Source organism: Stenotrophomonas sp. YAU14A_MKIMI4_1 (assembly GCF_003086855.1).
Lineage (GTDB): Bacteria > Pseudomonadota > Gammaproteobacteria > Xanthomonadales > Xanthomonadaceae > Stenotrophomonas.
The window spans coordinates 120,020-134,229 of sequence record NZ_CP025998.1 but is presented as its reverse complement, the minus strand read 5'-3'; the positions used below and the strand labels follow the sequence as shown (position 1 = coordinate 134,229).

Genomic DNA, 14,210 nt, shown 5'->3' with positions numbered 1-14,210 from the left:
CTTCAGATTGTGTTGGCGCACCGTGCAGACGTTCAGGATGTGTCGCGCTGCCCAGAACGCTGCCAGCGCGGCGCGATTTGCAACAAATGTCATTGTCAGCGCCGCCTCTGATCAGCAGCCTGCAGGGTCTTTCCGATGGAGCCCGGCATGCAGCCCCGCGCTTTTTCCCCTGCCGACCGTGTGCTGCACAGATGACATCGCGGGTCGCTGTACTGGTTGCACTTGCCATGGCAACTGCCATGCTGGTGGCGGCTATTGCCGAATGGATGGCGCGCACGCGCAGCGCGCTGCAGGCGCTGCGCCAGGCACCGGTGCTGCGCACCCTGGATACGGGTGAACAGGCGGCGCTGGCACCCCTGCGTGCGCTGACCGGCATCACCCATGATGATCAGGTCCGGCCGCTGCAGGGCGCCCTTGCCAGCGCCAGCCATCGCCCCTGGCAACCGTTCAACGACGGCCGGCTGGGTGGCGTACCGGTGCTGTTTCCTGCAGCCGCGCATCGTCATCTGGCCGCGTGGAATGACGCGGAGGTGGTGCTCGCTGCACATTGGGCCATCATCGTCCGCCTCAACGGCGTTGCACTGGCCGCCCTGCCCCGGGTGGGCGCAAGCCGATTGCTCGGTGAACGCCTGGAATCCGACGCGGAAGTGGCGCTGCGTCGCGGCGGCCGCCTGCGCACAGCCGGCCTGGGCACTGCCGCGATGGCACTGTGGGCCTGTGCACACACGCCGGTGTCCACCGCGCTGCCGCTGATCGTGCTGGCGATGCTGGCCGCGGGCTTGTCCTGGCCGCGCCGCCGTGGGCCGCGCACCGCGCAGCCGGTGCTGCGGGTCGCGGGCCGACTGCAGAACCTGCAGCGCACGCCGGCGCAAGCACCGGTCTGGCTGCTGGGCCGCGACCGCCGCGTGCTGCTTCCCCCGGAATGGCAGGATGCAGCGGCCTTTTCCAGAACCCGTGTAATGCAGTTGGACCTGCGCCAGCACGATGGCCAGGTGCTGGCGGCCGGGCCCCACTGGCGGCTGGCCGACGACCGCCAGGCTTTTCCAGCCAGCGGCAGCGGCTGGCACCTGGCCTGGCTGGCACTGCTGCTGGCGATAATGGGCACTGCCGCGGCGGGGTCGCTGCCCGGCAACCCGCGGGCCATGCTGCCATGGTGGCTTGCGGCAGTCGGTATGGCCCTGTGGCAGGCGGTGCAGGGTGTGCGCAGCGCGGGCCGCGCCCTGCAGCGTGACAGCGCGCGCCGGCGGGCATTCGCCGCGCGGCCGCCACCGCCCCGGCACTGAATGGTTTACTGCATCCCGGCCCGCGGTCTCACACCCTGAGACCCATCTGTGGTGCCATGTGACCCCTCGCAAACCGTCACCCCGCTTCCCATGGCTTACGAACTCGCCAAGCGCACTGCCGATGCCGAGCAGAAGCTCGCCACCCGCGATGGCCTGCCGGCGCGCGACGGCGCGCTGCTCAGCGCCCGCCTGCAGCGCCGCTACCACGACCGCATTACCGGCAGTTTTGCCATTCCAGGCCGCGAGGGCCGCTACGCGCCCATTCCCGAGTCGGTGCCGCCGGCCCTGGCCGCCGCGCTGAAGGCGCGCGGCATCGAGCAGCTGTACAGCCACCAGGCCGAAGCGTGGAATGCCAGCCAGCGCGGCGAACACGTGGCCATCGTCACCCCCACCGCCAGCGGCAAGTCGCTGTGCTACACCCTGCCGGTGGTCAGCGCAGCCATGCAGGACAAGGCCAAGGCGCTGTACCTGTTTCCGACCAAGGCGCTGGCCCAGGACCAGGTGGCCGAGCTGCTGGAACTCAACCGCGCCGGCGACCTGGGCGTGAAGGCGTTCACCTTCGACGGCGACACCCCCGGCGATGCGCGCCAGGCCATCCGCCTGCACGGCGACATCGTGGTGTCCAACCCGGACATGCTGCACCAGGCCATCCTGCCGCACCACACCAAGTGGGCACAGTTCTTCGAGAACCTGCGCTACATCGTCATCGACGAAGTGCACACCTACCGCGGTGTGTTCGGCAGCCACGTGACCAACGTGCTGCGCCGGCTCAAGCGCATCTGCACGTTCTACGGCGTGCAACCGCAGTTCATCCTGTGCTCGGCCACCATCGGCAACCCGCAGGCCCATGCCGAAGCCCTCATCGAAGCCCCGGTCACCGCCATCACCGAATCGGGCGCGCCCAGCGGGCCCAAGCAGGTGCTGCTGTGGAACCCGCCGGTCATCAACCCGGACCTGGGCCTGCGGGCCTCGGCACGGTCGCAGAGCAACCGCATCGCCCGCATCGCGATCAAATCCGGGCTGAAGACCCTGGTGTTCGCGCAGACCCGGCTGATGGTGGAAGTGCTGACCAAGTATCTGAAGGACATCTTCGACCACGACCCGCGCAAGCCACCGCGCATCCGCGCCTACCGCGGCGGCTACCTGCCCACCGAGCGCCGCGAGACCGAACGGGCCATGCGTGCCGGCAACATCGACGGCATCGTCAGCACCTCGGCGCTGGAACTGGGCGTGGATATCGGCAGCCTGGACGTGGTGATCCTCAATGGCTACCCCGGCAGCGTGGCCGCCACCTGGCAGCGCTTCGGCCGCGCCGGTCGCCGCCAGCAGCCCGCACTGGGGGTGATGGTGGCCAGCTCGCAGCCGCTGGACCAGTACGTGGTGCGCCATCCGGACTTCTTCGCCGAAGCCTCGCCCGAACACGCGCGCATCGCGCCGGACCAGCCGCTGATCCTGTTCGACCACATCCGCTGTGCCGCCTTCGAACTGCCGTTCCGGGTCGGCGATGGCTTCGGCCCGATCGATCCAGGAGTATTCCTGGAAGCGCTGGCCGAAACCGAGGTCATCCACCGCGAAGGCGAGCGCTGGGAATGGATCGCCGACAGCTATCCGGCCAACGCGGTCAGTCTGCGCGCGGTGGCCGATGGCAACTTCGTGGTGGTCGACCGCAGCGATGGCCGCCAGCAGATCATCGCCGAAGTGGATTACTCCGCCGCCGCGCTCACCCTGTACGAAGGCGCCATCCACATGGTGCAGTCCACCCCGTACCAGGTGGAAACGCTGGACTGGGAAGGCCGCAAGGCCTATGTCACCCGCACCCACGTGGACTACTACACCGACAGCATCGACTTCACCAAGCTCAAGGTGCTGGACCGCTTCGACGGTGGCGTGGCTGGTCGTGGCGATTCACACCATGGCGAAGTACACGTGGTGCGCCGCGTGGCCGGCTATAAGAAGATCCGCTATTACACCCACGAGAACATCGGCTACGGGCCGGTGAACCTGCCCGACCAGGAACTGCACACCACGGCGGCGTGGTGGCAGTTGCCGCAGGCGCTGCTGCTGCGCGCCTTCGCCAGCAAGCAGGATGCGCTGGATGGTTTCCTCGGCGCGGCCTATGCGCTGCACATCGTCGCCACCGTGGCGGTGATGGCCGACGCGCGCGATCTGCAGAAGTCGGTCGGCAATGGCGATGGTGCCTGGTTCGCGATTGCCGACCAGAGTGGCCGTGGCCAGCTGCGCGGCAGCAATGGCGATCCCGGCGTGGTGGAACTGCTGCAGGAATTCGTGCCCACCGTGTACCTGTACGACAACTTCCCTGGCGGCGTTGGCCTGAGTGAGCCGCTGTGGCAGCGCCAGGCCGAGCTGGTGCAGCGCGCGCGTGAACTGGTGCAGCGCTGCGACTGCAAGGCCGGCTGCCCGGCCTGCGTGGGCCCGGTGCTGGCCGCGCAGGAAGAGGACGAAACCTCGCCACGTGCGCTGGCACTGCGCGTGCTGGACCTGTTCGATGCACACGCCTGCCAGCACGTGCCGGACGTGGTGGTGACCACGCGCGACCCGATGGAGCTGCTGGCGCCGTGAGCCTGAGCCTGGACAAACTGCGCCTGCTGCGCAGACAGGCCGGTGACCCGAAGGCCAGCGCGCCGGCCGTGCCCGAGCCGCCACCCGCAGCACCGCCCCCGGTGGCCGCCAACGATGCACGGCAGCCGCCCGCCGAACGCTCGGTGTTCGCCTGGGTGGAACAGGAAATCCGCCACAAACCGACCGGTGCCGCCGCGCCGGCGGCGGCCGCTGCACCGCTGCGGCGGCCGGAGGTGGGCAGCCTGCATCGCCTGCTTGGCCTGCGCACGCGCGGCGGTCCCGCACCGGCACGCGCCAGCGCGCAGGATCGGCAACTGCCCGGCGAGGAAATCGCGCCGGGCCTGTTCCTGATCGAATCGCTGCAGCCACAGCCGATTCCGGCGCAGCCGCTGTCCTTGGACTTCGCCCGCCGCGATGGCCAGTACGTGGCCGCGCGCGACCTGCTGTTCTTCGATACCGAAACCACCGGTCTGGCCGGCGGCACCGGCACCCGCGCCTTCATGATCGGCGCCGCCGACTGGCATGCCTGCCCGCAGCGCGGCGAAGGACTGCGCATCCGCCAGCTGCTGATGTCCACGATGGCCGCCGAAGATGCCATGCTGGCCACCTTTGCCGGCTGGCTGCAGCCGTCCACGGTGTTCTGCAGCTACAACGGCCGCAGCTACGACGCACCGCTGCTGAAGGCCCGCTACCGCCTGGCCCGGCAGCGCGACCCGATCAGCGCGCTGGACCATGTGGACCTGCTGTATCCCACGCGCCGCCGTTATCGCGGCAGCTGGGAAAACTGCAAGTTGTCCACCATCGAACGCCAGCTGCTGCGGGTGGTACGCGAGGACGACCTGCCCGGCTCGGAGGCACCCGGTGCGTGGCTGCGCTACCTGCGCGGTGGCGACGCCCTGAACCTGCGCCGGGTGGCCGACCACAACCACCAGGACGTGGTGACCCTGGCCCTGCTGCTGCAGCGGCTGGTGCGCGAGGAACAGCGCGAGCGCGAGACGCTGGCGCTGGTCGGGCAGTAGCGCTGCGCGGATTCAGGCAGCGTTGACACAGCTGACACGCGCAGCGGCGACACTGCCGGTTATTCCATCCTGCGGAGTCGTGCCCATGCGTTCTTCTTCCCTGTTACTGCTGGCCGCCATCCTGCCGTTGGCTGCCTGCAGCCACGCCGGCGGCAGCAGCACCGCCGATACCGGCAGCCTGCCGGCCAAGGTGTCCGATGGCCCGCAGGAGTGCCGTCCCGAAGCGCTGGAGGCATTCACCGGCAAGACTGCCGATGAGGCCACCATCAAGAAGCTGGTGGCCGACAGCGGCGCGCGCAATGCACGGGTGGTGAAGCCGGGCATGGCGGTCACCATGGACTTCCGCCAGGACCGGGTCACCGTGCAGGTGGACGCGCAGAACAGGATCGAGCGCGCCAGCTGCGGTTGATGTAATCGCGCCAGCGCTACCGGACGCGATCGATCCGGTAGCGCCGGGCCATGCCCGGCGAGCGAAGCGGTCCTACAGCTGCTGGGCCTTGCCGCTGGCCATGGCGCGGGCGATCACCTGCTTCACCTGCGCCGAGGCCTGCGCCTGCAGCTGGGCCTGGCGTTCCCCCAGTTCGGCCTGTTGGCTGCCCAGCGCGGACTGGCGCAGGCCCAGCTGGGCCTGCTGGTCGGCCAGCTCGCTGATGTCGCGGCTGTGTGTGTCCTGCAGGTCCTGCATTGCGCGACGCACTTCGGCGTCGGCCGCGCGGGCAATCGCGGCATCGTCGGTCACACCTCGTGTCGCCCTTGCCGCCTCGGCCGCAGCCTCACGGTTGATGTCGGTGGCGCGCACGGCCTTGCTGGCCACCTGCGTCGCCACGCGGGCGATTTCACGCGCGTGTACCGCCTGCTTGCGGCCCAACTCGCCCTGCTGGCGCCCCAGCGCGCCCTGCTCGCGGCCCAGTTCACCCTGCTGCCGGCCCACTTCCGCCGATTGCGCGTAGACGCGCTGCAGCGGCTGGATCAGCGCCGGGTCACGCACGGCGTAGCGCTTGTTGCCCTCGCGGAACCACAGCACCGGACCTTCGCGGCCGACATCGCGGCGGGCCTGCTTGATGTCGTCGATGGTGGCGCTGGCGTAGCTGCGGCCGTGATCGATCAACACGTGGCCACGCTCCATGTCGTTGCCCAGGTGCAGCTGGCCGACGGTGGTGAAGCTGTCGTCATCGTCTTCATCGACCGGCGGGGCCGGCGGTGCGGGCGGCGCGGCGGGAGCGGCCGGCGGTGCTGGCACGGCGGGCAGCGCGCGCACCGGGGCGGCAGGCGCCTTTGGTGCAGCGGGCGCCACTACCGCAGCCGGCGGCGACGGCGGGGTGGGCGGTGTCGGCGGCACCGGGGCAGCCACCAGCTGCATCGGCGCCACGCTCAGCGCCAGTACCAGGGTGGTCAGCGCGGCCGCCAGCACGCGCGGGCAGGACCGGCGCGGCTGCAGCGAAAGCAGGCGGCGCTTCAGGCTGGTGGTGCTGGGTGCAGCGCTGGCCACGCCAAGATGCGGCGCGGGTGCAACACCCAGCTGCAGCAGCAGGCGACCATAAGCATGGCGGCTGGCACCGTGCTGGCCGACCACCGCCGCATCCACCGCTTCCTCGCGGGCCTGGGCATATTCGCGCACGGCCATGCGCAGCAGCGGATGGAAGAAGAACAGGTGCTGCGCCAGGGCCGGCAGCAGCCCCCATTGCAGGTCACGGCGCTGCAGGTGCTGCAGTTCGTGGGTCAGCGCCAGGTCCAGCGCGTCGCCCTGCAGCGCATTGGCACCGGCAGGCAGCAGCAGCACCGGGCGCAGCGGCCCGACCAGCTGCGGTGCGTCCACCTGCGCGCTCATCCACAGGCGAGGTGCACGGCGCAGGCCATGGGCATCGGCCGCCAGTTGCAGCGCCTGCACCAGCGCGGCGTCTTCGCAGGGGTGCGCGGCGGCCAGCAGCGCGCGGCACTGCCGCCATTCACCGAAGGTGCGCCACGCCATCAGCAGCACGCCGGACAACCACAGCGCGGCCAGCGCCAGTGCCCACACGGCCAGCGGCGATGCGCCGGTACCGATGGACGCGGCGATGTCGTGGGTCTGGTCGATCGGCGCGGCGGCCAGCAGCTGCGCCGACGCTTCGGGCGCAAGCGGATAGATCGCATCGGCGGCCAGATCGGTGGTGGTCATCGCCACCTCGGCGGGGGCCGGCAACCAAGCCAGCTGCAGGGGTTGGCTCCAGGCCAGGCCGAACACGGCCTGCAGCGACACCAGCCACCACAGGCGGCAGCGCGTGGCCGCCGACAGCGACGGCAGCCGCTTGCACACCAGATACACCAGCCCCACCAGCAGGGCAGTCTGCAGGCTGGTCCATCCCAGCCGTTCCAGCAACGCGATCAGCATCGTGGTATCCATGGCTCAGCCCTCGTGGCGACGCGATTGAAGTTCGGCGACCAGCGCTTCCAGCTCGGCCAGTTCGTTGTCACTGACCTGCTGGCGCTGCGACAGATAGGCCACGAACGGCGACACCGAGCCCTGCAGGGTGTTGTCGACGAACTGGGCCACCGCGCCCTGCAGCACGCTTTCCGGGCCACGGGTGGCCTGGTAGCGGTAGACACCGTCCTGTTGCTGGCGCTGAAGATACCCCTTCGCCCGCAGGCGCTCCATCATGGTCAGCACGGTGGAACGGGCCAGCCCGCGGGCCTCGCCGTAGCCACTGGCGACCTCGCCGACACTGGCCGGCGCATGTTCATCGATGTACTGCAGCAGGGCCAGTTCCTGGTCCCCGATGGTCTTGCCGCGCATGACACCACTCCATTGACTACACGTGTAGTTACTGTCGGCGTGACGACAGATGTAGTCAACCCCCCGGAAGTCATGGGCCGACGAACGGTAGGGGAGTGAGCGGGGTCAGATCCCTTTCGCTTGCGAAAAGGATCTGACCCCACGCCTCAACGTTGGTCTTCGCTAGCCGCGCGGCCCGCCCATCACCGGCAGGATCGCGCCGCTGATATAGCTGGCGCACGCGGGCGAAGCCAGGAACACATAGGCCGGCGACAGCTCTTCCGGCTGTGCGGGTCGGCCCATGTCGCTGTCCTTGCCGAACTCGGCCACGTCCTGCGCCTGCTTGTCGGCCGGGTTCAGCGGCGTCCATACCGGGCCCGGCGCCACGCAGTTCACCCGGATACCGCGTGGCAGCAGTTGGCTGGCCAGCGCCTTGGTGAAGGCATGGATCGCGCCCTTGGTGGCCGAATAGTCGATCAAGGCCTTGCTGCCGAAGATGCCCGTTTCCGAGCCGGTGTTGATGATGCTGGCGCCTTCGCCCAGGTGCGGCAGCACCGCGCGCGCCATCTGGATGTAACCGCCGATATTGGTCTGCAGGGTCTCCTGCAGGTGGGCGTCTTCCAGGTCTTCCAGACGCTGGCAATGCAGCTGGAACGCGGCATTGTTGACCAGGATGTCGATGCCGCCAAAGGCCTTGGCCACCTGCTTCACCGCCTTGTTGCAGAAGCGCGGATCGCGCACGTCGCCGGCGATCACCACACAGCGACCGCCCTCGCGTTCCACATGCTGGCGGGTGATATCTGCATCCTCGGCCTCGTCCAGATGCAGCACCGCCACATCGGCGCCCTCGCGGGCGAACAGCACCGCCACCGCGCGACCGATGCCGGAATCACCACCGGTGATGATTGCGCGCATGCCCTGCAGTTTGCCGCTGCCCACGTAGTCGGGGGCGAGGAAGCGCGGCGCCAGCTCCAGCGCATGTTCGTGGCCGGGCTTGGGCAGATGCTGGGCCGGCATGGTTTCCGGCTGCTTGCGCGTGCCGGCCTGGGTGGCCGTCTTCTTCGCCGCCTTCTTGGTGACGCGCGCATCCTTGGCCTTCTCCTGGTCCTGCAGCCGCCGCTGCCGCGACGCCACGCGGGCCGCACGCGGATCGCTGGCGGCGGCCTTGCGGGTGGCGGTCTTCACCACGCGCGGGCGATCGCTGTCGGCAACCGGCTTCGTCGCGGTGCTGCCTTTGCGTACTTTGGGCGATGCCTTGCGGCGGGCGGGCAATGTCTTGGTCGTGGCCATGCAGGTCTCCTCGGGAGGGAAAGGGGCCGCCAGCCGAAGGCCGGCGCTACCGGGGGCGGCGGGCGCCGCTCGTGCAGTGTCCCTACAGGGGCTGTTGGCCGCAGTGAGCGCGTTGTATCCATCGCGTGCACGGCTTCATTCCGCCACCACGCGTGTCGTCGCACCCTGCCAGCAACGACACTCATCAGGAACGTCCCCATGAAGCACGCCATTGCCACCGCCGCCGTCTGCTTCGCCCTGGCCGCCTGCAGCAGCAGCCCGGTCGCCCAGATCCAGCCCATCGACGGCGTGATTTCCGGCCAGTGCCACACCGACATGGTGCGCGGCGCGGTCGGGCTGGCTGCCTCTGACATGACCGTCGAACGCGCCCGCGTGGACAGCGACAGCCTGAACGTGCAGGTCACCCGTGGCAGTCGCGAACACAGCGGCAACACAGCCAGTGGCAATGCCGATCCGGCGGCGGGCGCGGCAAGCGAAGGCGGTGATCGCCTGACCATCGAGACCGGCCGCACCAACAACATCACCGCCATTTATTGCGGGTAACAGCCGTCGAGCAAGCTCGACGCTACGGAGTACCTCTATGGCCTCTTCACGAAGGGGTCATGGCTGCAGGGAATGGTCGGGTAGCGGCGGCATGGCCACATCGCAATCGGGATCGTCCAGTGGAACGTGAAGCGATCCCCTTCCCATACCAGGAAGCCGCCATGCACGAAATTGCCGCGGTCAATCGTGCGGGCGTCTTCTTCAATGGGGCGATCAGGGTCAGGTTCGGCAATCCAGCGAAGCACGGGGACACTGCCCAGCTGCTCGATCAAGGCGAACATCTCGCTCACCCCTGCCTTGGCATACGTGGCCATCGCGGCGGCGTCGGGAAATGCGCTCTGTGCCAGAACCGCTGCAGTCACGTCCTGCGGCGCGGCGTCGCCCTTGGCGATGTAGGCGCGCATGCCGACCGTGGAGGCAGGACAGCCTTTGAGCTGCAGCAGGTAGCCGGTGCTGTCGCCACTGCCAGAGAATGATCGGAGCCAGTAGCGGAAAGCCGATCCACTGATGTCGGTCACCATCACGTCCTGACGACCACCCACACCGGGTACGTAGAGCACCCGCGCCTTGGCCGTGTCGTCCAGACGGCACCCGAGCCCTGTCAGCACCCGCTTGGCGTGTGCCGGCAACGGCCCTAACTCCCCCCGGAACCCGAGCTGCCGCTCGCGGTGGGCAATCCAGGCAGCCCGACCTCAAAGTTCATGGCGGACGCGCTGCAAGCCAGCAGCGATAGCAGGAACGCCGACCCGGCCGAAACGGCGTGCTGCATCGGCTGGCTGGTCCTGATCGTCTGCATGTCCGCGTCCTTGTCCGTCCGCTACCAACCTTTCAGGAAAGGATCCTCACTGCAGGAAAGGGCCTCCCATTTTTTGCAGGGCCACAGGGCTGCCGGAACGGATTTGTGAAAGGTGAAGCGATCCTTTTCCCATACCAGAAAGCCCGCGTGCACCATGTTGCCCCGGTCGAAAGTTCGGCCATCCAATGCGATGGGTCGATCCACGTCGGGCTCGGCCACCCAGCGCACTACTGGAACCTTATCCAACTTCCAGGTGAGGGCGAACAGATCGCTCACACCGGCCTCAGCGTAGGCGGCCATGGTGACGGCGTCGGGCAGCGCACTGTTCGCAAGAACCGACGCCGTCACGTCCAGCGGCGCGGCGTCGCCGCGGGCAATGTATGCCCGCATGCCGACCGTGGAGACGGGGCATCCCTTCAGCTGCACCAGATAGCCCGTGGTGCCGCCACTGCCGGAGAATGATCGGAGCCAGTAGCGGTAGCGCGTGCCGATATCGTCGGACACCATCACATCGCGGCGTCCATCCTCGCCCATTACCTCGGTCAGCAGCACCTTGGCACTACCGTCCAGAACGCAGCCCAACCCCGTCAGTAGTCGCGTGGCGTCGGGAGGCAGCGAGCCCACTCTGCCAGGAAGGTCGGGGGCGCCGCTCACATCGGGCAACCCCGGCAACCCTTCGTCGCGCACTGCAGCAACGGACGAGGATTCCCCGGCGGGCGGGATCAGGCGAGGTGCCAGAGGGCTTTCACGGCTGGAGGTACAGGCGCTGCAGATCATCAGCGAAAGCAGAACAACCGATGTAGTCAGGTAACGGTGTTGCATGGCTCAGCGTCCTCCCATGACAGGTGCTTCCTGTTGCTGTGCAGGCGTCAGGTGCGGGGGCGTCTGCTCCCGCGATTGCCGCTGGAGCTCCTGCAGACTGGCCTCCGCGTTGGTCTCTGCAATCTTGGCCGCATTCACTCCAACGCGCTGTGCAGCTGGATCGGTGAGGCTCCCCTGAACCAGGAACAGCGTCTCGCCAGCCGCGCCTCCCCGCACCGGATTGCTTGCCACCACCTGGTCTACTCGGGTCAGACCCGCAGCCTTCGCTTCAAGCAACATCACCAGGCTGTACTCGTCTGCGTGCTCTGCATAGGCACCGCCCATTGCGCGCAAGCCTTGGCTGATCTGCTGCTGTAGGGGATGGTCACGATGTGACGGCAGACGCGGATCTTCTGTTGCTGCGGGGGAAACTTCCTGACCACCGCGCTCGCGAACCTGTCCTGGTGCGACCGAGGTCAAGACGTACTGCCAGCTGTTCTGTCCAGGCGTACCGCGCACGAGCTCGATGAAGTCGTCGTACTTTCCACCACCGATTGTCTGGCAACCGGCTGAATCGGTGTTCCGCGAGCTTCCACGATGGATCTTGAAGGTCGAGTTGAGGTCCTGCATTCCGTGGGTATCGCGTGCGTCAAACCAACCGTCGCCATTGCTGTCACGCTCGACGCGACGAGCGCCCGCAATGACTGCTGCCGAGCTCGGGCGAAGGGCGAACTCGGCTGGATGATCTCGGCGCGGGTGTGTGGCCGCCCGCATCTCGGTGGTTCCCTCGGTCAACCGGCCAAGATCCCTGACACCATCGCCGTTGACGTCTTCTCCTTCGGTCTTCTTCTTCCGAATCACGTTTTCAAACCCCGGACTCGGCTGCCTGGTCGCGGCGTGGGCATCGTACTGGGCGGTAGGTTCGGTGGTAGCCTCGTTGAATTCACGGGCATACCGGCCACCCTCAGCATCCTTCCAGAGCACGACGATGCGGTCGTTGTAGTCACCTCGACCGAGCTCCGTGGTCGTGCGGTCCTCCTTACGCAAGCCAAGGATGACCCGGTCCTGGGTACCCATGGCATCATGCGCAGCCGTACTACCCCGTACTGCTACTACGCTGCCGTACACATCGTATTGCTGTGTCTGGCTCAGATCCCTCGTTTCCTCAGCATCTGGCATCCGCGGCGGCCGCGACGCCTCACGCAGTCGATCCAGCATCGGGCTGACGATGGCCCTGTCCCCGGCGGCAACACCCCCAACGGCCTGCAGCGCTCCCAGCTCCGCCGCGCCGCGAACCGAGACGTACCGGTCCAGTGACTCCTGGACAACCGCAGCCTGGCCATCACGCAGAGCCTCCAGCCGTTCGGCGGCAGCGCGTGCCTGATTCTGCCGCAGCAACCGCACTACTTCGTCGGCTGCACTACTGATATCCATCTCGGGCATGTCCGCGTCCTTGTCATCCGTCAGGGCCCCAGCCTAGCCAGCGCCCGCAGGCGTATCCTTGAATTACTGCACAGACCGTAATCGGACAATTCCGAAATTGCCGTAGTCGACCCGAGTCGCCAGTACCTTAGCGGCCCCGCCGGGCCAACCGCCGTGCCCGGCGCAGCACTTTCAGCGTGGCCTGTTCCCACTGCCGCGGGCCGCGCAGGCCGGCCAGCGAGGCCAGCTCACCGCGCTCCCAGCCGGCAAACACGCACGGGTCGATGTAGGCCTTGCGGCACACGGCCGGCGTGTTGCCCAGCCGGGCCGCCACCTGGCACACCACCTCGCGCTGCGCCTTGGCCAGCGCCCGCTGGCTGGCCGGTTTGGGCAGTTCGGTGGCGGCGAACGCCTGCACCGCCGCCAGCGTGCCGCCCCAGGTGCGGAAATCCTTGGCGGTGAAGTCTTCGCCCATCACCTCGCGCAGGTAGTCGTTCACCGCGCCGGAATCCACCGGCTGCAGCGCGCCGTCGTCATCGCGGTACTGGAACAGCGCCTGCCCGGGCAGCTGCTGGATGCCACGCACCAGTGTGCCCAGCCGCCGATCGCCCACCACCACCTCGTGCAACTGCCCGGATTTGCCGCGGAAGCGCATGCGCACGCGGCCACCGCGCAGCAGGTCCAGGTGGCGGTTGCGCAGCGTGGTCAGCCCGTAGGATTTATTTTCCTGCGCATAGCTTTCGTTGCCCACCCGCACCAGGGTATCGGCCAGCAGGGCCACCACCACCGCCAGCACCTTGTCGCGCGGGAAGCCGGGCTGCTTCAGGTCGCGCGCCAGGCGCCGGCGCAGGGCTGGCAGCGCTTCACCGAAGGCGATGACGCGGTCGAACTTGCCGGCGTCGCGCACGGCGGCCCAGTCGGCGTGGTAGCGGTATTGCTTGCGGCCGCGCGCATCGCGGCCGGTGGCCTGCAGGTGGCCGTTGGCATGCGCGCAGATCCACACCGCGGTGTAGGCCGGCGGAATGGCCAGCGCGCGGATGCGCTGCAGCGTGGCGGCATCGCGCAGCGCGTGGCCGTCTGCATCGCGGTAGCTGAAACCCTTGCCGGCGCGGCGCCGGCTGATGCCCGGCTGGGTGTCATCGACATAGCGCAGGCCGGCGGCGCGTGCGGCCTGGCGTTCGGGGGTGGGGGCGTTGGGCATGGCTGGCAGCATGGCCAGCGCCGTGCAGCCGACGCGTCAATAACGCAAGACAAACACGTGAGGGTGGGTTCGCGGCTATCCTCAGGGCATACCCTTCCATCCCTTTCTGGAGTCCTTGATGTCGTTCCCGATCCGCGCCCGATCCCTGTCCGCCCTGCTGCTGCCGGCCGTGCTGGCCTTGACCGCCTGCCAGGCGCCGTCGATGGACGAGCAGGATGCGGCGACCGCCCATGCCCAGCAGGCCGCCGAAGCGGCCAAGGCCCCGGCCGATGAAGCCGGCAAGGCCACCGAAGCACCGCCGGCCGGCACCTGCGATGCCAGCCAGGTGCAGAGCCTGGTCGGCCAGGCCTACACCGATGCGGTGGGCAAGCAGGCCCAGGAAGATGCCGGCGCCAGCCAGGTGCGCGTGCTCAAGCCCAACGACGTGGCCACCATGGAATTCCTGGGTGATCGCCTGAATGTGGAAGTGGACGCCAAGGACGTGGTGAGCGGCGTTCGCTGCGGCTGAAAAACCCCTGCGCTGGCA

13 protein-coding genes are annotated in these 14,210 nt (G+C 68.3%); 6 read left to right on the top strand and 7 right to left on the bottom strand.

Features of this window, described 5'->3' with window-relative positions:
- Positions 1-227 precede the first annotated feature (227 nt).
- The 4 genes from C1931_RS00525 (at position 228) to C1931_RS00510 (ending at position 5,291) form a co-directional block, all read left to right on the top strand.
- Positions 228-1,283 (top strand): hypothetical protein, encoded by a 1,056-nt coding sequence (locus C1931_RS00525; protein ID WP_159095421.1) that lies wholly within the window; start codon positions 228-230, stop codon positions 1,281-1,283.
- Between the two features lie 90 nt (positions 1,284-1,373).
- The gene (locus tag C1931_RS00520; RefSeq protein WP_108755026.1) at positions 1,374-3,863 is read left to right on the top strand and encodes a DEAD/DEAH box helicase; all 2,490 of its coding nucleotides are present in this window, start codon (positions 1,374-1,376) and stop codon (positions 3,861-3,863) included.
- On the top strand, positions 3,860-4,882 hold the full coding sequence (locus C1931_RS00515) for a ribonuclease H-like domain-containing protein (RefSeq protein WP_108755025.1): 1,023 nt from the start codon (positions 3,860-3,862) through the stop codon (positions 4,880-4,882). Before C1931_RS00520 ends, C1931_RS00515 begins: the two co-directional genes overlap by 4 nt.
- Positions 4,883-4,967: 85 nt before the next feature.
- Positions 4,968-5,291 (top strand): I78 family peptidase inhibitor, encoded by a 324-nt coding sequence (locus C1931_RS00510; protein WP_108755024.1) that lies wholly within the window; start codon positions 4,968-4,970, stop codon positions 5,289-5,291.
- Between the two features lie 72 nt (positions 5,292-5,363).
- Here the strand turns inward: C1931_RS00510 and C1931_RS00505 are convergent, their stop codons facing one another.
- From C1931_RS00505 to C1931_RS00495, 3 genes are all read right to left on the bottom strand, one after another.
- On the bottom strand, positions 5,364-7,262 hold the full coding sequence (locus C1931_RS00505; protein WP_108755023.1) for a M56 family metallopeptidase: 1,899 nt from the start codon (positions 7,260-7,262) through the stop codon (positions 5,364-5,366).
- A 3-nt stretch (positions 7,263-7,265) separates the two neighbouring features.
- A complete protein-coding gene (locus tag C1931_RS00500; protein ID WP_108751749.1) occupies positions 7,266-7,652 on the bottom strand; it encodes a BlaI/MecI/CopY family transcriptional regulator in 387 nt (128 codons plus the stop codon).
- 162 nt (positions 7,653-7,814) lie between these two features.
- Positions 7,815-8,921 carry an SDR family oxidoreductase gene (locus C1931_RS00495; RefSeq protein WP_108755022.1) on the bottom strand — a complete coding sequence of 369 codons (1,107 nt, stop codon included), beginning with the start codon at positions 8,919-8,921 and terminating at the stop codon, positions 7,815-7,817.
- Positions 8,922-9,119: 198 nt separating this feature from the next.
- On the opposite strand from C1931_RS00495, the gene C1931_RS00490 reads away from it, so the two are divergent.
- Positions 9,120-9,464: a hypothetical protein gene (locus tag C1931_RS00490; protein ID WP_108747990.1), complete on the top strand. Its 345-nt coding sequence runs from the start codon at positions 9,120-9,122 to the stop codon at positions 9,462-9,464.
- A 35-nt stretch (positions 9,465-9,499) separates the two neighbouring features.
- Here the strand turns inward: C1931_RS00490 and C1931_RS00485 are convergent, their stop codons facing one another.
- The 4 genes from C1931_RS00485 to C1931_RS00470 form a co-directional block, all read right to left on the bottom strand.
- Positions 9,500-10,093, bottom strand: coding sequence for a hypothetical protein (locus C1931_RS00485; protein WP_159093501.1), 594 nt, complete (start codon positions 10,091-10,093; stop codon positions 9,500-9,502).
- 188 nt (positions 10,094-10,281) lie between these two features.
- Positions 10,282-11,082 carry a hypothetical protein gene (locus tag C1931_RS00480; protein WP_108755020.1) on the bottom strand — a complete coding sequence of 267 codons (801 nt, stop codon included), beginning with the start codon at positions 11,080-11,082 and terminating at the stop codon, positions 10,282-10,284.
- Positions 11,083-11,085: 3 nt separating this feature from the next.
- On the bottom strand, positions 11,086-12,504 hold the full coding sequence (locus C1931_RS00475) for an XVIPCD domain-containing protein (RefSeq protein WP_108755019.1): 1,419 nt from the start codon (positions 12,502-12,504) through the stop codon (positions 11,086-11,088).
- A gap of 127 nt (positions 12,505-12,631) precedes the next feature.
- Positions 12,632-13,684 carry a DNA topoisomerase IB gene (locus C1931_RS00470; RefSeq protein ID WP_108757604.1) on the bottom strand — a complete coding sequence of 351 codons (1,053 nt, stop codon included), beginning with the start codon at positions 13,682-13,684 and terminating at the stop codon, positions 12,632-12,634.
- A gap of 118 nt (positions 13,685-13,802) precedes the next feature.
- Here C1931_RS00470 and C1931_RS00465 point away from each other — a divergent pair, with 118 nt between their 5' ends.
- Complete coding sequence (locus C1931_RS00465; protein ID WP_108751744.1) at positions 13,803-14,192, top strand: I78 family peptidase inhibitor; 390 nt, start codon at positions 13,803-13,805, stop codon at positions 14,190-14,192.
- Positions 14,193-14,210 lie beyond the last annotated feature (18 nt).

Excerpts from the sequence above, each read along its gene's own strand:
- C1931_RS00520 (WP_108755026.1), top strand. The coding sequence starts at position 1,374 with ATGGCTTACGAACTCGCCAAGCGCACTGCCGATGCCGAGCAGAAGCTC.
- C1931_RS00480 (WP_108755020.1), bottom strand. The coding sequence starts at position 11,082 with ATGCAACACCGTTACCTGACTACATCGGTTGTTCTGCTTTCGCTGATG.
- C1931_RS00500 (WP_108751749.1), bottom strand. The coding sequence starts at position 7,652 with ATGCGCGGCAAGACCATCGGGGACCAGGAACTGGCCCTGCTGCAGTAC.
- C1931_RS00475 (WP_108755019.1), bottom strand. The coding sequence starts at position 12,504 with ATGCCCGAGATGGATATCAGTAGTGCAGCCGACGAAGTAGTGCGGTTG.
- C1931_RS00495 (WP_108755022.1), bottom strand. The coding sequence starts at position 8,921 with ATGGCCACGACCAAGACATTGCCCGCCCGCCGCAAGGCATCGCCCAAA.
- C1931_RS00505 (WP_108755023.1), bottom strand. The coding sequence starts at position 7,262 with ATGGATACCACGATGCTGATCGCGTTGCTGGAACGGCTGGGATGGACC.
- C1931_RS00490 (WP_108747990.1), top strand. The coding sequence starts at position 9,120 with ATGAAGCACGCCATTGCCACCGCCGCCGTCTGCTTCGCCCTGGCCGCC.
- C1931_RS00465 (WP_108751744.1), top strand. The coding sequence starts at position 13,803 with ATGTCGTTCCCGATCCGCGCCCGATCCCTGTCCGCCCTGCTGCTGCCG.
- C1931_RS00470 (WP_108757604.1), bottom strand. The coding sequence starts at position 13,684 with ATGCCCAACGCCCCCACCCCCGAACGCCAGGCCGCACGCGCCGCCGGC.
- C1931_RS00525 (WP_159095421.1), top strand. The coding sequence starts at position 228 with ATGGCAACTGCCATGCTGGTGGCGGCTATTGCCGAATGGATGGCGCGC.
- C1931_RS00510 (WP_108755024.1), top strand. The coding sequence starts at position 4,968 with ATGCGTTCTTCTTCCCTGTTACTGCTGGCCGCCATCCTGCCGTTGGCT.